At 40.3% G+C, this 17,377-nt stretch carries 14 protein-coding genes and 1 tRNA gene; 11 read left to right on the top strand and 4 right to left on the bottom strand.

Annotated elements, in window-relative coordinates; genetic code table 11:
• Positions 1 to 168 precede the first annotated feature (168 nt).
• On the bottom strand, positions 169 to 717 hold the full coding sequence (locus tag EFB00_RS01480; RefSeq protein WP_122645169.1) for a DUF2179 domain-containing protein: 549 nt from the start codon (positions 715 to 717) through the stop codon (positions 169 to 171).
• A 514-nt stretch (positions 718 to 1,231) separates the two neighbouring features.
• Here EFB00_RS01480 and glgB point away from each other — a divergent pair.
• From glgB to EFB00_RS01445, 7 genes are all read left to right on the top strand, one after another.
• Entirely contained in the window at positions 1,232 to 3,151 is a 1,920-nt protein-coding gene (glgB, locus tag EFB00_RS01475; RefSeq protein WP_122645168.1) for a 1,4-alpha-glucan branching protein GlgB, read from the top strand.
• Positions 3,152 to 3,190: 39 nt separating this feature from the next.
• On the top strand, positions 3,191 to 4,333 hold the full coding sequence (locus tag EFB00_RS01470) for a glucose-1-phosphate adenylyltransferase (RefSeq protein WP_122645167.1): 1,143 nt from the start codon (positions 3,191 to 3,193) through the stop codon (positions 4,331 to 4,333).
• Positions 4,323 to 5,486, top strand: coding sequence for a glucose-1-phosphate adenylyltransferase subunit GlgD (gene glgD, locus EFB00_RS01465; protein ID WP_122645166.1), 1,164 nt, complete (start codon positions 4,323 to 4,325; stop codon positions 5,484 to 5,486). Before EFB00_RS01470 ends, glgD begins: the two co-directional genes overlap by 11 nt.
• Positions 5,483 to 6,922: a glycogen synthase GlgA gene (glgA, locus tag EFB00_RS01460; protein WP_122645165.1), complete on the top strand. Its 1,440-nt coding sequence runs from the start codon at positions 5,483 to 5,485 to the stop codon at positions 6,920 to 6,922. The genes glgD and glgA overlap by 4 nt, the downstream gene beginning before the upstream one ends.
• Before the next feature lie 80 nt (positions 6,923 to 7,002).
• Positions 7,003 to 9,420 (top strand): glycogen/starch/alpha-glucan phosphorylase, encoded by a 2,418-nt coding sequence (locus EFB00_RS01455; RefSeq protein WP_277424018.1) that lies wholly within the window; start codon positions 7,003 to 7,005, stop codon positions 9,418 to 9,420.
• Positions 9,420 to 11,222 carry a glycoside hydrolase family 13 protein gene (locus EFB00_RS01450; protein WP_241153388.1) on the top strand — a complete coding sequence of 601 codons (1,803 nt, stop codon included), beginning with the start codon at positions 9,420 to 9,422 and terminating at the stop codon, positions 11,220 to 11,222. The genes EFB00_RS01455 and EFB00_RS01450 overlap by 1 nt, the downstream gene beginning before the upstream one ends.
• A 68-nt stretch (positions 11,223 to 11,290) precedes the next feature.
• Positions 11,291 to 12,058: a hypothetical protein gene (locus EFB00_RS01445; RefSeq protein WP_122645163.1), complete on the top strand. Its 768-nt coding sequence runs from the start codon at positions 11,291 to 11,293 to the stop codon at positions 12,056 to 12,058.
• Positions 12,059 to 12,154: 96 nt separating this feature from the next.
• Here EFB00_RS01445 and EFB00_RS01440 read toward each other — a convergent pair whose 3' ends face one another.
• Entirely contained in the window at positions 12,155 to 12,439 is a 285-nt protein-coding gene (locus tag EFB00_RS01440) for a hypothetical protein (protein ID WP_122645162.1), read from the bottom strand.
• A 638-nt stretch (positions 12,440 to 13,077) separates the two neighbouring features.
• Positions 13,078 to 13,161 (bottom strand) — tRNA-Leu (locus EFB00_RS01435).
• 62 nt (positions 13,162 to 13,223) lie between these two features.
• Between EFB00_RS01435 and EFB00_RS13390 the strand changes: the two genes are divergently transcribed.
• Together EFB00_RS13390 and EFB00_RS01430 are read left to right on the top strand one after the other, a co-directional pair.
• Positions 13,224 to 13,385, top strand: a complete 162-nt coding sequence (locus EFB00_RS13390) for a hypothetical protein (protein WP_164709410.1) — start codon at positions 13,224 to 13,226, stop codon at positions 13,383 to 13,385.
• Positions 13,386 to 13,522: 137 nt separating this feature from the next.
• Entirely contained in the window at positions 13,523 to 14,740 is a 1,218-nt protein-coding gene (locus tag EFB00_RS01430; RefSeq protein WP_122645161.1) for a pyridoxal phosphate-dependent aminotransferase, read from the top strand.
• Between the two features lie 200 nt (positions 14,741 to 14,940).
• Here EFB00_RS01430 and EFB00_RS01425 read toward each other — a convergent pair whose 3' ends face one another.
• A complete protein-coding gene (locus EFB00_RS01425; protein ID WP_206423483.1) occupies positions 14,941 to 15,135 on the bottom strand; it encodes a DUF2187 domain-containing protein in 195 nt (64 codons plus the stop codon).
• Between the two features lie 141 nt (positions 15,136 to 15,276).
• Here EFB00_RS01425 and EFB00_RS01420 point away from each other — a divergent pair, with 141 nt between their 5' ends.
• Entirely contained in the window at positions 15,277 to 16,104 is an 828-nt protein-coding gene (locus EFB00_RS01420; protein ID WP_122645159.1) for a helix-turn-helix domain-containing protein, read from the top strand.
• Positions 16,105 to 16,181: 77 nt separating this feature from the next.
• Entirely contained in the window at positions 16,182 to 17,330 is a 1,149-nt protein-coding gene (gene nagA / locus EFB00_RS01415; protein ID WP_122645158.1) for an N-acetylglucosamine-6-phosphate deacetylase, read from the top strand.
• The last annotated feature ends 47 nt before the right edge of the window (positions 17,331 to 17,377 follow it).

The following is a 17,377-nucleotide window of genomic DNA, read 5'->3' as shown; positions in this document are numbered from 1 at the left end:
AAAAACAATAAAGGATCAGTATATAGAAAGAAATCCCTGAAATACTGCCTGTTAAGATTAAAAACCTCCCAACAATAGATGAGAAATACTCTTTCAGAGCTGCTCTTCAACATTGGGAGGATCATTTCATATTCGTCTTGTCTAGAATGATTTTAGTGCCGTTTTCTGCTAGCTGCCGACTTTTTTCTGCCGTTTCCGGACGCGTTTCGTCCAAAAACCGCCGGAAATATACTTCGGCTCATAAGAAATAATAAATGCTCGTTCTTCGACTTCTTTGATCAGGCGGTATAAGTCCCGTTCGCTTTTTCGAGGGGAAAGGATCTCTAACACCATTCGTTCTCCTTCTAATCCTTGGGCGAATGTTTGTGTCACACCATAGCCGTTTTCTCGCAGAATCTTCGGCAGACTTCTTTCTTCTTCGGTATTGGATGGTAAGATCGCTGTGACCATGATATAGCCCAATGCCAATGCATCTTCGATCTTGATACCCACGCTGATCCCTATTGCATATCCTAACGCGTAAACAAATAGATTGATAGGATTATCCAATCGATCAAGAACCATTGACAACCCTACGATATAAATGATGATCTCAACCATGCTTACTAAGGGAGCGATCAAACGATAGCCCTTCATTGTCAGCAAAAAGCGTAAGGTATTCAATGTGATGTAAGCAAAATTGATAAAGAAGATCATCAATAATATTTTGATATCCAAGCTTTCGTTGCTCCTTTCTGTCTGTCAATCCAACCATCAGTATATCAAAAAAAGAATGGAAACAAAAGCTTTTAAGACAAGGAGCAGTGAGGAAAATGAGTCTTGTAAAAAAGAAAATGTAATATAATAAAAGATTGTTTTTTGCGATGTATGGTCCGAAAATAACAGATAAATAAAGAACGTTTTTTAACTGAAAACTAATCTTATGTTTTGTAATACTATATTTTTCTCATCTTTTACCATTTTTTGTGATATGTATATTTGTTGGTATAAAAAAAATATTGTTCGTATTATATTAAAAATATAGACTTTAATAACCGAACAAAAACTTGTAAGCGTTTGTTTTATTTTATAAAGATATAAAAACCGAAAACATTCAAAAAAACACAAAAAAATTATGGTTTAAATTATCACAAAAATGAGAAATGTGTTATTCTATTATTAGAAAACAAAAACAGAGTTATTTATAACAAATTTAGTATCTACAACATATTTTTTAGGAAAGGAAACGAGTATGGCGGAAAAAGGAAGAGAACAGGTAATCGAAGATGCTGAAGCACGATTCCTTACAGGTGAAAATTTTTACAGCCAACATCTACTGGGGGCTCATTACATAAAAGATCGCTATGTCTTTCGCGTTTGGGCGCCAAATGCGCAACAAGTTTGGCTAGTAGGTGATTTCAATGGATGGGATGATTCTTTGCCGATGGAGCGGCGGGAAACATCCGGTATTTGGGAGATCGAAACGACGATCCCCCAAGAAGGACAGCTTTATAAATTTAAAGTAAGACAAGCTAATGGACGTGAAATCTTCAAAATCGATCCATTTGCGATCCGTTATGAAAAACGTCCTGGTGACGCGGCAGTCCTCTATACGATTTCTGAAAAGAAATGGAAAGACGGACTGTGGCAAGGAAGAAAAAAACGCTCCAGTACATTCAAACGTCCTCTGAATATCTACGAAGTGCATGCAAGTTCATGGAAGCATCATGATGACGGCACGCCTTATACCTTCAAAGAGCTGAAAGAAGAATTGGTTCCTTATGTTAAAGAGATGGGCTACACCCATGTTGAATTTATGCCTCTGATGGAACACCCGCTTGGAACATCTTGGGGTTATCAGCTGATTGGTTATTTTGCATTAAGTTCTTATTATGGAACGCCGGAAGAATTTCAAGATTTTGTGGAAGAATGTCATAAGAACAATATCGGGGTTTTTGTGGATTGGGTACCAGGACATTTTTGTATCAATGATGATACTCTTCCTTATTACGATGGGACACCGACATTCGAATATGAAGATCCGGATCGCGCCAATAATATTCGCTGGGGTTCCATCAATTTTGATCTTGGAAAACCGCAAGTCCAAAGTTTTCTGATTTCAAGCGCGTTATTTTGGATCGAAATGTACCATATTGACGGAATCAGAGTCGATGCGGTATCCAATATGATCTATCGGGATTATGACGAAGGACCATGGACACCGAATTCAGAAGGCGGCAATCGGAATTTTGAGGGCTATTATTTCTTGCAAAAATTAAATGCGGTGATCAAGCTGGCACATCCTGCTGTGATCATGATGGCAGAAGAAAGCTCTTCAGAAACGAAAATCACAGGAATGATCGAAACCGGAGCGCTAGGTTTTGATTACAAATGGAATATGGGATGGATGAACGATGTCTTGCGTTTTTATGAAATGGATCCGCTTTTCCGAAAAAATCATTTCAATCTGATGACATTTTCCTTTATGTATATGCGCAATGAGAATTATATTTTGCCGCTTTCACATGATGAAGTCGTTCATGGCAAGAAGAGTCTGATGCATAAGATGTGGGGAGACCGCTATAAACAATTTGCACATTTGCGGAATCTTTACACGTTCATGATGACCCACCCCGGGAAAAAATTGCTCTTTATGGGCAGTGAGTGGGGCCAGTTTTTAGAGTGGAAATATGATCATGGACTGGAATGGATCGATCTGGAAGATGAAATGAACGCCAAAATGCTTCATTTCACACAAGTTGTCAACGCACTTTATAAGGAAGAAAAAGCACTGTGGGAATTGGAAGATACAGAACAAACCATCGAGATCATCGATGCAGATAACACGACAGACAGTGTTTTGAGCTTTATTCGAAAAGGCAAAACTAAAAAAGACTTTTTAGTAGTTGTTCTCAATTTGACTCCGGTCGAACGACATGATTTTGTGGTCGGTGTACCTTATAAAGGCACCTATCGTGAGATCCTCAATACAGAAATGGCAGAATACGGAGGCACGTGGACTAAGCCGAATGAATTATGCGAAACCGAAGAAATAGAATTCAAACAATTTCCATATCAAATCAAAACGATCTTACCGGCATTAGGGGCATTGATCTTGCGTCCTGAAACGATAAATGTTCGTGGGAAACGATCAAAAAAAATCAATGAATAGGATCATGAAAGGGGGCAGGTGATTTTTCACCGCAATAAAATGAAAACAGAAATGTTAGCTATGATCCTCGCAGGAGGACAAGGAACTAGACTAGGGAAGTTGACGAAAAATATTGCCAAACCGGCAGTACCTTTTGGAGGAAGATATCGAATCATTGATTTCGCATTGAGCAACTGCGCGAATTCAGGTATCAGAAATGTTGGCGTGGTAACACAGTATCAGCCGTTAGCGTTGAACGATCACATCGGTAACGGGGCAAGTTGGGGATTAGACGGTATAAATACCGGCGTTACGATCTTACAACCTTATTCCAGTTCAGAAGGCAGCAAATGGTTTGAAGGGACTGCCCATGCGATCTATCAAAATATCGCTTATATCGATCAGCTGGATCCGCAGTACGTGTTGGTATTATCTGGCGACCATATCTACAAAATGGATTACGAAGCGATGTTAGAAGAACATAAAGAGAAAAACGCTTCGTTGACTGTCGGTGTGTTGGAAGTTCCATGGAAAGAAGCATCGCGATTCGGGATCATGAATACAGATGAAAATGATCGGATCATTGAATTTGATGAAAAACCAGAACATCCGAAGAGCAACTTGGCTTCTATGGGGATCTATATCTTCAACTGGGGTCGATTGCGAAACGTCTTGACCAGCAGTTATGCAAAAGACGGACAAATGATCGACTTTGGGAAGCATGTCATCCCATCCTATTTAGAAAGCGGAGAAAATGTCTTTGCTTATCGCTTCTCAGGCTATTGGAAAGATGTGGGAACGATCGATTCATTGTGGGAAGCCAGCATGGAATTCATTGATCCGGCGATGGAATTAGGGATCCGGGATAAAAACTGGCGGGTCTTTTCGAGAAACACCATCTCGCCGCCGCATTTCTTGACCGAGACCGGCTCAGCTAAAAATTCATTGATCGTTGACGGTTGTTATGTAGCCGGAAATGTGGAGAATAGTATTTTATCGGCAGATGTCCAGATAAAAGAAGGAGCGGAGATCTCTGACAGTGTGGTTATGCCAGGGGCAACGATCGGTAAAAATGTTAAGATCCACCGCGCGATCATCGGTGAAAATGCGATCGTCGGCGACGGTGCTGAAATTGACGGCAGCGATGAGATCGCTGTAGTCGGCTATTCTGAAGTAATCGGGGTGACAGTAGATGAAGACTAAACATATGTGTGCAATTTTAGGAAATCTCAATCAATATGAAGACCTTCTTCCATTGACGGAACATCGGCCATTGGCGACATTGCCGTTTGACTGTAAATATCGTTTGATCGATTTTGCGCTCTCCAGTATCGTCAACGCGAATATCAGCTCTGTGTTCATGATGTTCAATGAAGGAGAAACGCAATCTGTTTTCGATCATATCGGCGGCGGGAAAGAGTGGAATTTGGACGGAGTTAGAAACCGTTATTTCATTCATGTCTATCAGGATCTTTTAAAACAAAAAGAAGAAACTGAAAACTACTATGCAACAATAATCGACTTTTTGGAAAAATCCAAAACAGAATATACTGTATTTATGGGCAGCAAGATGCTATGCAATATTGACTTGCGGGCGGTGCTGAAGATCCATCAGGTACAGAAAAATGACATGACTGTCGTTTATAAACGTATCCAGCGTGATCAAGTATATCCTACTGATATCGTATTGAAGCTGGGAGAAGGCGGCAAGATCGATAGTGCAGCCAAGGCTGAAGACATCGAGCTGGGAGAAACCGTCAATCTTTGTGCGGATATTTATATCATCCAAACAGATCAACTGATCAAAGCGTTGAAAGAAGGACAAAAAGTCGGTACACCGGTAAACTTGGAAACATTCTTGCGGGGACATATCACTGAATTGAAAAGCTCGACTTATGAATATACGGGTTATTTAAGCAATATCCATGACGTTCCGTCTTATTATCAAGCGAACATGGATATGTTGAATCAACGACAATTCAGCTCATTGATGTATTCCAGCCAGAAGGTCTACACGAAACTGAAAAACGAAGTGCCGACTTACTACGCTACAACCTCAGATGTTAAAAACAGCCAATTTGCCTCTGGTTGTGTAGTGGAAGGAAAAGTCCATCGTTCATTGATCTCCCGCAGTACAACCATCGCAAAAGATGCAGTTGTAGAAGATACCATTCTTATGACGAACAATGAAATTTGCGAAGGCGCTGTTGTGCAATACGCGATCTTAGATAAAAACGTAATCGTCGATCCTGGTGTAAAAATCATTGGTACCCCGGAAAAACCGATGGTGGTCAAAAAAGGAGCACATGTGACAGCTGACATGATGGTTGACGCACTTGAGGAGAACAAAGCATGAAAGTACTATTCGCTTCAGCAGAATGCGCACCCTTTTTTAAAACGGGAGGATTAGGTGATGTGGCGGGAGCATTGCCGAAAGAGTTGCAAAAAAAAGGGATCGATATCCGTGTCGTATTGCCTTATTATCCAAAAATGCCAGAGCAATATAAAGAACAGTGTCAAGACTTGTTTTCCTTTTATGTAGAAGTGGGCTGGCGTCATCAATATTGCGGAGTCAAGCAGCTGATATTACAAGGCGTGACCTATTATTTTATTGATAATCTTTACTACTTTGATCGCGATGGTCTGTACGGATTCTATGATGATGGCGAACGATTCGCCTTCTTCCAGCAAGCATTGATCGAGATGATGGAGCGGGTGGACTTTATTCCAGATGTCCTGCATGTTAACGATTATCACACAGCGATGGTTCCATTTTTATTGAAAGAAAAATATCGCTGGATCCAAGCCTATCAAAATATCCGTACCGTCTTGACGATCCACAATATCGAATTTCAAGGGAAATACAGTGGCGATATGCTGCCTGATTTATTTGGTGTAGGGATGGAACGTTATGAAGATGGGACTGTCCGTCTGGATGACTGTTTGAACTTTATGAAATCCGGAATTCTTTACGCAGACCGCGTAAATACAGTTAGTCCTTCTTATGCAGAAGAAATCAAAACACCGGAATTCGGCTGCGGACTTGATGTGATCTTGCGGATGGAAGCTGGAAAATTACGAGGTATCGTAAATGGAATCGATTATGAGCTCAATGATCCTGAAAACGATCCGTCGTTAAGCTATCATTTTTCAAGTACTGATCTGTCTGGTAAAGCTAAAAACAAGCAAGAACTGCAAAAAATCATGGGACTTCCAGTGAAAAAAGATGTTCCGCTGATCGCAGTGGTCAGCCGGCTGACGTATCAAAAAGGTTTCAACCTTGTACTAGATGAATTCCAAAACTTGATGGATATGGATGTCCAGTTTGTTTTATTAGGCACTGGTGATCCGCATTTTGAAAATACTTTCCGCTATTTTGCGGAAAAATATCCGGAAAAATGTGCGGTCAATATTACGTTTGATGTCAAGCTAGCACAAAAAATCTATGCTGGATCAGATATCTTTTTGATGCCGTCTGCCTTTGAACCCTGCGGATTGTCTCAAATGATGTCTATGCGCTATGGTACATTGCCGATAGTCCACGAGATTGGAGGCTTGAAAGATACCGTTGAACCTTTCAACCCTGTGACTGGTGAAGGAACTGGATTCGGGTTTGCTGAATTTTCTTCCTATCAATTTTTACAAGCCGTGAAAAAAGCGGTGGAGTTGTATCACTCTTCTCAAGAAGCGTGGCATAAACTGGTTCTGCAAGCAATGTCTCGTGATTTCAGCTGGGAAACTTCTTCTGAAAATTATGTGACATTGTATCAAGAATTGACAGGACAAAGTTAAAAAAATATATGAAGTCTAAGAGGATGTGCATTGGTATTGATCGATGTCCATCCTTTTTGCTAAAAGGAGCGAAGTAAGCTGTGTTATCGAAAAAGAAATTTAAGAGTGAGATGCGTCAACGGCTGAGGGAAAAATATGCAATGGAGATCGAAGACGCTTCATCGCAAGAGTTGTTCAATGTTTTAGGCAGTGTCATCAAGGCTTATTATTCGGATAGTTGGCGGCAAAGCTGGAAAAGTTATCTGGCGAATGAAGACAAACAGGTATATTATTTTTCCATCGAATTTTTACCAGGGAAAATGTTGAAAAGCAATCTGTTGAACCTGGGCATATTGGATGTCGTTTCTGAAGGTCTGGCGGAAATGGAAATCGATTTGGAAGATTTGGCAAATGTAGAAAAAGATATGGCCTTAGGGAATGGCGGATTAGGCCGCTTAGCTTCTTGTTTTATGGACTCCATCGCTTCTTGCGGTCTTCCGGGAAATGGCAATGGCATCCGCTATGATTATGGTTTGTTCAAACAACGTTTCGTAGATGGATATCAAGTGGAATTGCCGGATGAATGGCTCAGCAGCGGCAATGTCTGGGAAGTCCGCAAAGAAAGCAAAGCAGTAGATATCCAGTTTTCCGGAGACGTTTGGATGGTGCCTGACGAAGAAGGACATTTAAAACCGGTTTATAAAAATCAGCGTATTTTGCGAGCGGTCCCTTATGATACAGCGATGATCGGATACCAAAACAAACGTGTGAATACCATGCGCTTGTGGGGAATTGAGATCCCGACTTCTGAAGAAGAAAAATATACCAGTATCCAAGATCGAAGACAGTTTGAAGATTTGACAGCTGTCTTGTATCCCGACGATTCCAATGAAAGAGGGCGTTTAGTCCGGTTGGCACAAGAATACTTTTTTGTTTCAGCTGGAGTTCAAAGTATCTTGCGCTACTATTTGAAATTGAAAAAGCCCCTCAGCTGTTTGAGTGAGTATGTCGCGATCCATATCAATGACACTCATCCGGCGTTATGCGTTCCTGAAATGATGCGACTGTTGCTGGATGAGCATGGATTGTCTTGGGAACAGGCATGGGAGATCACTGTCAAAGTTATGAGTTATACCAATCACACGATCATGGCAGAAGCGCTGGAAAAATGGCCAATCCATCTGATGCGCTCCCTTTTGCCGCGGATGTATCAAATCATCGAAGAAATCGATCGACGCTTTGTGGAGAAAAAGAAATTGGCTTATGGCAGTGATCTGGTGGAACGTACCCGTATCATCCAAAACGATCAGGTCCATATGGCGCATCTTGCGATCATCGGCAGTCACAGCACAAACGGTGTCGCGAAGCTCCACTCGGAACTATTGAAACAAGTCGTACTCCACGATTTTTATGAGATTTATCCTGAACGCTTTAACAATAAAACAAACGGTATCGCAGAACGCCGCTGGATGCAGTTGGCCAACGAGCCGTTATCCCATGTCTTAGATAAACATATCAAAAAATCATGGCGAAAAAATCCTGAAGATCTGCGGTTATTGCTGAATTATTTAGACGATCCTCAAGTATTGAAAGAATTAGCGGCTGCCAAATTACAAAACAAAGAGGCACTGGCTCGTTACATCAAAGAAACCACCGGCATCAAGGTCTTACCGACTGCGATCTTCGATGTCCAGATCAAACGGCTGCATGCTTATAAACGGCAATTATTGAATTTATTGCATATTTTAAAATTATATTTTGAATTAAAAGAAAATCCCGATACAGCGATCCATCCCCGCGTCTTTATTTTTGGCGCTAAAGCGGCGCCTAGTTATACGTATGCCAAAGCGATCATCAAAGTGATCAATGAGGTAGGCAATATGATCAATAACGATCCAGCAATCGGTGACCGTTTGAAAGTCGTCTTTTTAGAAAACTACAATGTGAGTTTAGCAGAACGGATCATTCCGGCCGCGGATGTCAGCGAACAGATTTCTCTTGCTTCAAAAGAAGCATCAGGAACCAGCAATATGAAACTGATGTTGAACGGAGCGATCACCATCGCGACCCTTGACGGTGCCAATATTGAGATCAGAGATGCGGTAGGAGAAGACAATATCGTAATATTCGGGCTGACGGAGCAAGAAGTTTATGCTTACTATGAGAATCAAGACTATTCTGCATTGAAAATCTATGAAGAATCACCAGTGCTGCAAAAGATATTGAATGCTTTTGTCGATGGTACGATTCCAAATATCGAGTTTGAAGGTCGTGAGATTTTTGATTCACTGATCAAGTACAACGACGAATACTTTTTACTGCGGGATTTTGATGCTTATTGTCAGGCACAAGCAAAAATCAATGAATGGTATCAGGATCCTCAGCAATGGCAACAAAAAAGTTTGATCAATATCGCTAATGCTGGACGCTTTTCAGCAGACGACACTGTCCTCCGTTATGCTGAAGATATCTGGCAGCTGAATCCAGTCCTGAAAGCGGCAGAAAAGGAACCAAGATAATGAAGATCTACTACGATCCTTGGCGGACAGAACACAAAGAACCTTTTGGCGCAGTCATGGATAGAGACTTTGTCAAATTCTCGATTACCATCGCTGAAACAGCTGTCGAAGCGGCTTATCTGGTGATCCATAAAGATGCGCAAGAACCAGACTATATCCAGTTGGAAAACTACGGTACGGATCGCTATTGTTATGATTTTTTCGTCAATGAGGGAGTGGGACTTTACTTCTATCATTTTGAGATCCATCTTCGTAAAGAGAATCAACTGGAAAAGATCTATTACGGGAGAAATGAACAAGGTGAAAATACTTGCTTTCTGTCTAAAGAAGCAGTTCACGAGTATCAATTGACCTGTTGTCAAAAAAAAGAAAAAGCACCGAAATGGTATCGTGACGCGGTTTTTTATCAAATATTTCCAGATCGTTTTTTTAATGGAAATCCTGATGGACGTGTCAATGCGCCTAAATCGAATACTTTCTTGTATGGAAGGATGCAAGATGATCCTTTATATATCAAAAATCAAGAAGGAGAGATTCTGCGTTGGGATTTTTATGGCGGCAATCTAAAAGGAATCATCAAAAAGATTCCCTACTTAAAGGAATTAGGAGTTACAGCCATTTATTTGAATCCGATTTTTGAAGCCAACAGCAATCATCGATATGATACAGGCGATTTTTTGAAAATCGACGAGATCTTGGGTGATGAATCTGATTTCAATGAGTTGATCGCAGCACTTCATGAAAATGAGATGCATTTGGTTTTAGACGGTGTTTTCAATCATGTGGGCAAAAACAGCCGCTATTTCGATTACGATGGCAGTTACGGAAAAATCGGCGCCTATCAATCGACGGAAAGTCCTTATTTTGACTGGTTCAAATTTGAAGAGTATCCGGAAAAGTACAAAGCTTGGTGGGGCATCAAAGATTTGCCGGAAATCGCAAAAGAAAATCCTGATTTTCAAGATTTTATTTATGGAACGCACAGCGTTTTGGATAAATGGAATCAACTGGGCGTAGATGGTTGGCGCCTAGATGTGGCGGATGAATTGCCGGATTATTTTATTCAAGGGATCCGGAAAAACCTTGATCGATACAAAGACAAGATTTTGATTGGGGAAGTTTGGGAAGACGCTTCAAATAAAATCGCCTATCAGCAACGTCGCCAATATATCCTAGGCGATCATTTGCATAGTGTGATGAACTACCCGTTGCGTACAGTGATCATTGATTTCTTGAAGAGAGACTGTTCACCAAGAGACGCGGCGAAGATATTGACGCAGTTGGAGGAAAATTATCCGACAGATATTTTTTATAATAACTTCAATAATATCGGGACTCATGATACACCTCGGATCTTATCGGAATTAGAAGGAGACAAACAAAAACTTGATCTCGCGTTTGCTTTTTTGACCTTTATGCCAGGCATACCATGTATCTATTATGGTGATGAAGCTGGACTGACAGGGGGAAAAGATCCGGAAAACCGCAAATTTTTCCCGTGGGAACAAATCGATGAGGAATGCTATGGAAACTGTCAGAGATGGCTGCAAATGCGAAAAGACCATGTATTACTCAGACAAGGTGACTTTCGTTTGCTCTTTTGTAATGAGCTGTTGCTGATCTTACGCTATGATCAGGAGAATTATCTGATGGCAGTCTTTAATCCAACAGAAGAAGAGCAAATCTTGAAAAAACAGCAAATACAAAGTCTGCGCGATCTGCCGTTTTCCTTAACAACATTGGACCTGCCGGAGCAGTCAATCCATCCGAAAGCAATTCAAGTTTTCTCAGGTCGGTTCTGACAAAGAAAATTACAACTAAAAATTTTTATGTTATGATAGAGAAAAGTGTGGCAAAGGATGAACTGAGTATGAGTAATTTTTTAGAAATCAAACGCAAGCATTTTCGTTTCCCAGCATTTTCCGATGAAGAAGGTGTGAAAATCCAACGCGAAAGCAAACGAAAACTCTCGTATGGTGATGACTGGATTTTAACAGAAACTGCTAAAGAAACGGAGAGCTATCAAGGTTATTCGTCCTTTCAAACCGGTTATCCAGAATCTCACGAAGAACGTGCGTTGCGTCGTTCCCGCAAAGCGACTGCTGAAAAACAAGGACACACGGTTCGTCAGCAAGAAGAGTTAAAGAAACATCGGGAAAATCTGCCGGATTATAATAAGCGAATCCAACCAGAACCGACAGCGACAGGACGAACATCACTATTTGGCGAAAACCAGCGTCGTTCGACCTATAAAGTAAAAAACAAACCACAGGAAAAAGCAGAAAACACAGTGAAAAAGGAGTATTCCGGTCGTTCGTATTTTGTTCCTAAATATATACCGGCTTCGATTATTCCGGATGAAAAAAAAGATGATATCTCTCAAGAAGCGCTGATCGAAGCGATGAGCAAACCGCAAGCCAGCTATCTTTTATTTGACACAGAACCCGCTGCCTATCAGGAAAAGAAAGACACTGATCCAAGTGTCCGCAAATTCAATCATTCAGAAGTCCAAATGACTCGCAGCCAATACCGCCGTTCTGCAAAAGAGGAAAAGAAGCGTTCGATCCTAGATCGTTCGTTAAAAGGCATGATTGAAGATGGAGCAAATGAGCTGCCCAAAAATGGTTATTTTAAATAAAAAGGCTAGCATATCAACCGAAAAAGGGACTATCTATAGGATTAGATAGTCCCTTTTTCGGTTGATATGCTGCACTTGTATCACAGCCTTTTTCTGTTAGACAATGATCTTGCGTTGGGATTCTTTGATGCCGTAGATTTTTTTAGTGGTTTCGCCATTCCAATAAAGCATCTGTCGGCCTTTATTTTTCATCAAAGTAAGAAGAAGTTCTTTGATAGTCAATGGAGCTTTCTCATGTTCTGCATAAAGGATCAAATTTCCATCTTGATCGGCTTTGATGGTTGTAAATGGAATCAGCTGACTTTTTTGAAAGTAGATGCCGATATACGCTTGATCTTGTGGGATGATGGATAATGTCGTCAATAATTCACTTGCCCGCACAGGGATTCCTCCTAAGAAATGGCAAACGTTTTTTACATGCAGCCGTTTTTATTGGAAATAATTTATCGTAATATATTCTAATCGCTAAATACAAACAACTAAATTATTTTTCCGCTTTTTATCGGATATTTGGTTGAAATAATAAGATTTTTAGTGATGGTTATTGCTTGCAATATTTAAATAACTTTTATACTATTGAGTAGTCAACAGACATCACTTTAAAAAGAGTAACAGATGGAGAGGCCTTGGGGAAGAGTCTTCTACTGAAATCCGTTACTCTTATTTTTTTTCGGAAAAATTGTGAACGGTATGCTGAACAGTGATTTGTCCGTATTATTTGTATTTGTTAAAAATTATCAAGGACATCAAATATTCTTTTGCATGCATGTTTATCACGATATGTGTATAAATCACGGGTTACGATTGATTTATATTCTTTGTCCATTTTATTGGAAATATTTTTGAATCCTGCAAGTAGTGATATCTGTCTAACTCAATTTGCAATCAAGATAGATAAAGAGCAAAAACTTTACAATTATAAATAGTAAAGTTTTTGCAACAGAAAGGGATTTTACTGATATTATATTTATATATTACCTAGAAAACAAAAAAGCAGACTATAGTAAGCCTGCTTTTTATGCGGCCGAGAAGACTCGAACTTCCACGGGAGTTACTCCCACTGCCCCCTCAAGACAGCGCGTCTGCCATTCCGCCACGACCGCATGTTTTGCAACACTAATAATGATATCAAGTTTATCTTTTTTGTCAATAGGAGGATGTTATTATGGAGGAAGAAAAATTTGACGGTACATTTGCCGGGCTGGGAATGATTCCGGGGATTTTGATCGGCTTGGCGAAAGAAAATCTTGTTTTGGGGTTGTTTCTTGGCGTTATTATCGGAATCGCCCTCGACTGGCTGGCAAATATTCTGACCATGAGAGACTAAATATGAAACTTCTTTGAAAGTGTTCTCGTAATGATTGTAATTTGAACGACTTTGGCTTACTGTATAAGAAATAGATTTGACGAAAAACGAAACAATAAGATAATTGAATAATGAAACGATGAAACAAGGAGAAGGCCATGAAAAATTTTGAAAAATCCAATAAACTTGAAGGCGTGAGCTATGACGTACGCGGACCGGTACTAGAAGAAGCGGAACGGATGCAAGAAGAAGGCGTTAGTATTTTAAAGCTAAATACAGGAAATCCCGCACCATTTGGGTTTGAAGCGCCGAATGAGATCGTTCGTGATTTGATTTTGAATGTGCGGGATTCTGAGGGGTACTCAGATTCGAAGGGAATCTTTGCCGCTCGTAAAGCGATCGAACAGTATTGTCAGTTGAAAAAATTTCCGAATGTCGGGATCAATGATATCTATACTGGTAACGGAGTCAGCGAATTGATCACTTTATGTATGCAGGGATTATGCAACAATGGTGATGAAGTGCTGGTTCCGATGCCGGATTATCCGCTTTGGACAGCTTCTGTTTCTTTGGCAGGGGGAAAACCTGTCCATTATATCTGTGACGAACAAAGTGAATGGTACCCTGATCTTGACGATATGCGGGCAAAAGTAACGGACAAAACGAAAGCGATCGTAGTGATCAATCCTAATAATCCTACTGGTGCGCTTTATCCAAAAGAAATTTTGGAAGGAATTGTTGAAATCGCCAGAGAATTTGATTTGATTATTTTCTCTGATGAAATCTACGATCGACTGGTTATGGATGGTTTACAGCATATTCCTATCGCGACTCTTGCACCGGATCGTTTTGTAGTGACCTTAAATGGCCTTTCGAAATCTCATCGTGTAGCGGGATTCCGTGTAGGCTGGATGATCCTTAGCGGAGATAAAACCCATGCAAAAGATTATATTGAAGGATTGAACATGCTGTCTTCAATGAGACTTTGTTCCAATGTGCTTTCGCAACAAATCATCCAAACGGCACTTGGCGGTTATCAAAGTATTGATGAATTGCTGCTGCCAGGAGGTCGGATCTATGAACAGCGGGAATATATTTACCAAGCAATCAATGACATCCCAGGTCTATCGGCAGTCAAACCTAAAGCCGCATTTTATATTTTCCCCAAAATTGATACCAAACGTTTCAATATCGTAAATGATGAACAATTTGTTTTGGATTTTCTCCACAAACATAAGATATTGTTGGTACACGGCGGCGGATTCAACTGGCATAAGCCAGACCACTTTAGAATCGTTTATTTACCAAAGATGGATGATTTGAAATTCACGGCCGCTAAAATGCGGGAATTCTTAGAAACATACAAACAAAAATAAAAATAGTTCCGTCAAACACTTTCCTCGCTCGTTAGAATGAGGAAGAAGTTGACGGAACTATTTTTTTGCAGGATAGATTACTCTATGCTGCCTGTTTGGGGAAGAATCTTCTTTTGTTTCCTACTACAAGTAAGAGGTGTTGAACACGATCTCACTTTTGACGCAATGAGATGTGTCTCCTTTAATGATAGTACAAATGATCAGTTTTGAGAAATATTATTCACTATTTCACAATTTTTTTTGCTAATGATCATTCGATTCGCGAATTTCTCTTTGATTTCGCTGCAGGAAGGTTCTGAGACATTGATCAAGAAAGAGTTTTCGTACTCTTTTTCAACCATACCTTTGAAAAATGCCTGTTCCCACTCAAAGATGACAGTTGCTTTTTCCATGATTATCAACTCCTAATACTAGATAGTAAAACAAAAATTTTTTTTAGTCGTAAGAGAAATAATTTTCTCTTACAGCCATTATGTGATAAATTAAACAAAAATAATAATGCAAATTAGCATATTTTATATTTAAAGGTGAGAAAAATGGAAAAGATGTCGTTTGGGGATGTTTTACGAGAGATACGAAAGCAGCGGTCATTATCGCAAAAAATGTTAAGTCAGGGGATTTGTTCTCAAAGTGTTTTAAGCCGGATTGAAAATAATGAAGAATTGCCGAATGTTTTAGTTATGCAACAGTTGTGCGATCGGCTGAATGTGATGATGGATCAAGTGATGACTTGCCATCGGTATGAAGCGCAAAAAAATCAGGAGATCATGGATCAAATAGAATCTCATTTTTTTCATGAAGAATATCAAGAATTGGAGAAATTGCTGAATCATTCTGATGTCTTGCAGCAACTGTATCTGGACACGGATCTGCAGCTATATTACTACTATGAAGGAAGTTGCCGCTTTTATCTTCATCAAGATTATAAAGGAGCGCTTTTTAGCCTGAAACAAGGACTTTCCTACACGCTTCAAGTCGATAAGGTATATAATTCTGCTGCCGAGATACAGCTGATCAGCTGCATCGGTTGCGTATATTCGGCTTTAGGTGTGAAAGAAAAGGCACAGGAATACTTAGAAAAAAGTATGACATTGTACCGAGAGCTGCCGCTAAAAAGAAGAACGGACCGCTTGATCAAGATCTTTTTTAACTATGGCCGTTTTTTATTTGACCAAGAAGAGTACCAAGCAAGTTCTGCCGTTGTGGACGAAGGAATCAAAGCCGCCCACGATAAAAAAAGCTATTACTATTTAGCGGAGCTTTTCTTTTTAAAAGGTGAGTTGCTTCTAAAAACAAAAAAAGCCCAAGAAGCGGAAACCTATTTTTCTTATAGCCGTAAAATTAGAGAAATGCATAAAATTTAAAAATGGTGTAGACCTTTTCTTGACTTCTTTTGCTATTAGGAGTAATTTTAAATTAACAAAATAAAGGAGCGAACATAATGAAAACATTTATTTTTGCTGACAAATTCTTCTTGAAATCTGCTGTAAAAGGACCGGGATATCTAGAAATCAGCGATGGAAAATTTGGAGATTTTTATTCTGAGCTTCCTGACCAAGAAGCAAATGTAATCGATCAAAGCGGAAAATGGATCGCACCAGGGTTAGTTGACACCCATATCCACGGCTTTGTCAATCACGACGTAATGGACAACGATGCAGAAGGAATCAAAGCGATGAGTGAAGGATTACTTTCTTGCGGCGTTACTTCATTTTTACCTACAACATTGACATCCAGCAAAGAACGCTTGCGGGACGTAGCAGAAACAGTCGGGAACGTCCACAAAGACGTAACTGGTGCTAAAATCCAAGGTATTTATTTTGAAGGACCTTTCTTCACAGAAGAACATAAGGGTGCGCAAAATCCTTCTTACTTCGGTGATCCGGATTTGGATACTTTCCATGAATGGCAAGAAGCTTCAGGCGGGATCATCAAAAAAATCGCATTAGCTCCAGAACGCCAAGGGGTCAAAGAATTCGTCCAACAAGTGACCAGTGAAGGCGTAGTTGTTTCATTAGGACACAGCAACGCAACATTGGATGAAGCGCAAGTAGCGGTTGAAGCCGGTGCCAGCGTGTTCGTTCATGCTTACAATGGTATGCGAGGCTTGAATCATCGTGAACCAGGAATGGTCGGTGCTTTATTGACACTGCACGATGTCTTTTCTGAATTGATTTGCGATGGGCATCATGTTCATCCGCAAGCTGCGGAAGTTTTGATGGAAAAAGCAGGCCATGATCATGTAGCGCTGATCACTGACTGTATGATGGCTGGCGGAATGCCAGACGGAAATTACATGCTGGGAGAATTTCCAGTAGTAGTAAAAGAAGGAACTGCGCGATTAGAATCCGGAAATCTTGCAGGAAGTATCTTGAAACTGAAAGAAGCAATCAAAAATGTGGTTGATTGGGGACTTGCAACGCCTGAACAAGCAGTAATGATGGCGACTTACGTTCCGGCAGTCAGCTGTAAGATCGATGATGTCTGCGGATCGATCGCAAAAGACCGCGACGCTGACTTTATCGTATTGAATCCTGATATGACATTAGAAGCGACTTATCTTGACGGCGTAGAACGCTATCACGCATAATCAAATCATACAAGCTATCCGTTTGAGCCTAACAGGCAAAATCAAAC

Source organism: Enterococcus mediterraneensis (assembly GCF_900604485.1).
Classification (GTDB): Bacteria; Bacillota; Bacilli; order Lactobacillales; family Enterococcaceae; genus Enterococcus_C; species Enterococcus_C mediterraneensis.
This window is presented reverse-complemented; position numbering and strand designations above follow the sequence as displayed.

What these genes read in the sequence shown, in the direction of transcription:
- glgB (WP_122645168.1), top strand. Translation starts at nt 1,232, where the DNA reads ATGGCGGAAAAAGGAAGAGAACAGGTAATCGAAGATGCTGAAGCACGA.
- nagA (WP_122645158.1), top strand. Translation starts at nt 16,182, where the DNA reads ATGAAAACATTTATTTTTGCTGACAAATTCTTCTTGAAATCTGCTGTA.
- glgD (WP_122645166.1), top strand. Translation starts at nt 4,323, where the DNA reads ATGAAGACTAAACATATGTGTGCAATTTTAGGAAATCTCAATCAATAT.
- EFB00_RS01470 (WP_122645167.1), top strand. Translation starts at nt 3,191, where the DNA reads ATGAAAACAGAAATGTTAGCTATGATCCTCGCAGGAGGACAAGGAACT.
- EFB00_RS13390 (WP_164709410.1), top strand. Translation starts at nt 13,224, where the DNA reads ATGGAGGAAGAAAAATTTGACGGTACATTTGCCGGGCTGGGAATGATT.
- EFB00_RS01430 (WP_122645161.1), top strand. Translation starts at nt 13,523, where the DNA reads ATGAAAAATTTTGAAAAATCCAATAAACTTGAAGGCGTGAGCTATGAC.
- glgA (WP_122645165.1), top strand. Translation starts at nt 5,483, where the DNA reads ATGAAAGTACTATTCGCTTCAGCAGAATGCGCACCCTTTTTTAAAACG.
- EFB00_RS01450 (WP_241153388.1), top strand. Translation starts at nt 9,420, where the DNA reads ATGAAGATCTACTACGATCCTTGGCGGACAGAACACAAAGAACCTTTT.
- EFB00_RS01420 (WP_122645159.1), top strand. Translation starts at nt 15,277, where the DNA reads ATGGAAAAGATGTCGTTTGGGGATGTTTTACGAGAGATACGAAAGCAG.
- EFB00_RS01445 (WP_122645163.1), top strand. Translation starts at nt 11,291, where the DNA reads ATGAGTAATTTTTTAGAAATCAAACGCAAGCATTTTCGTTTCCCAGCA.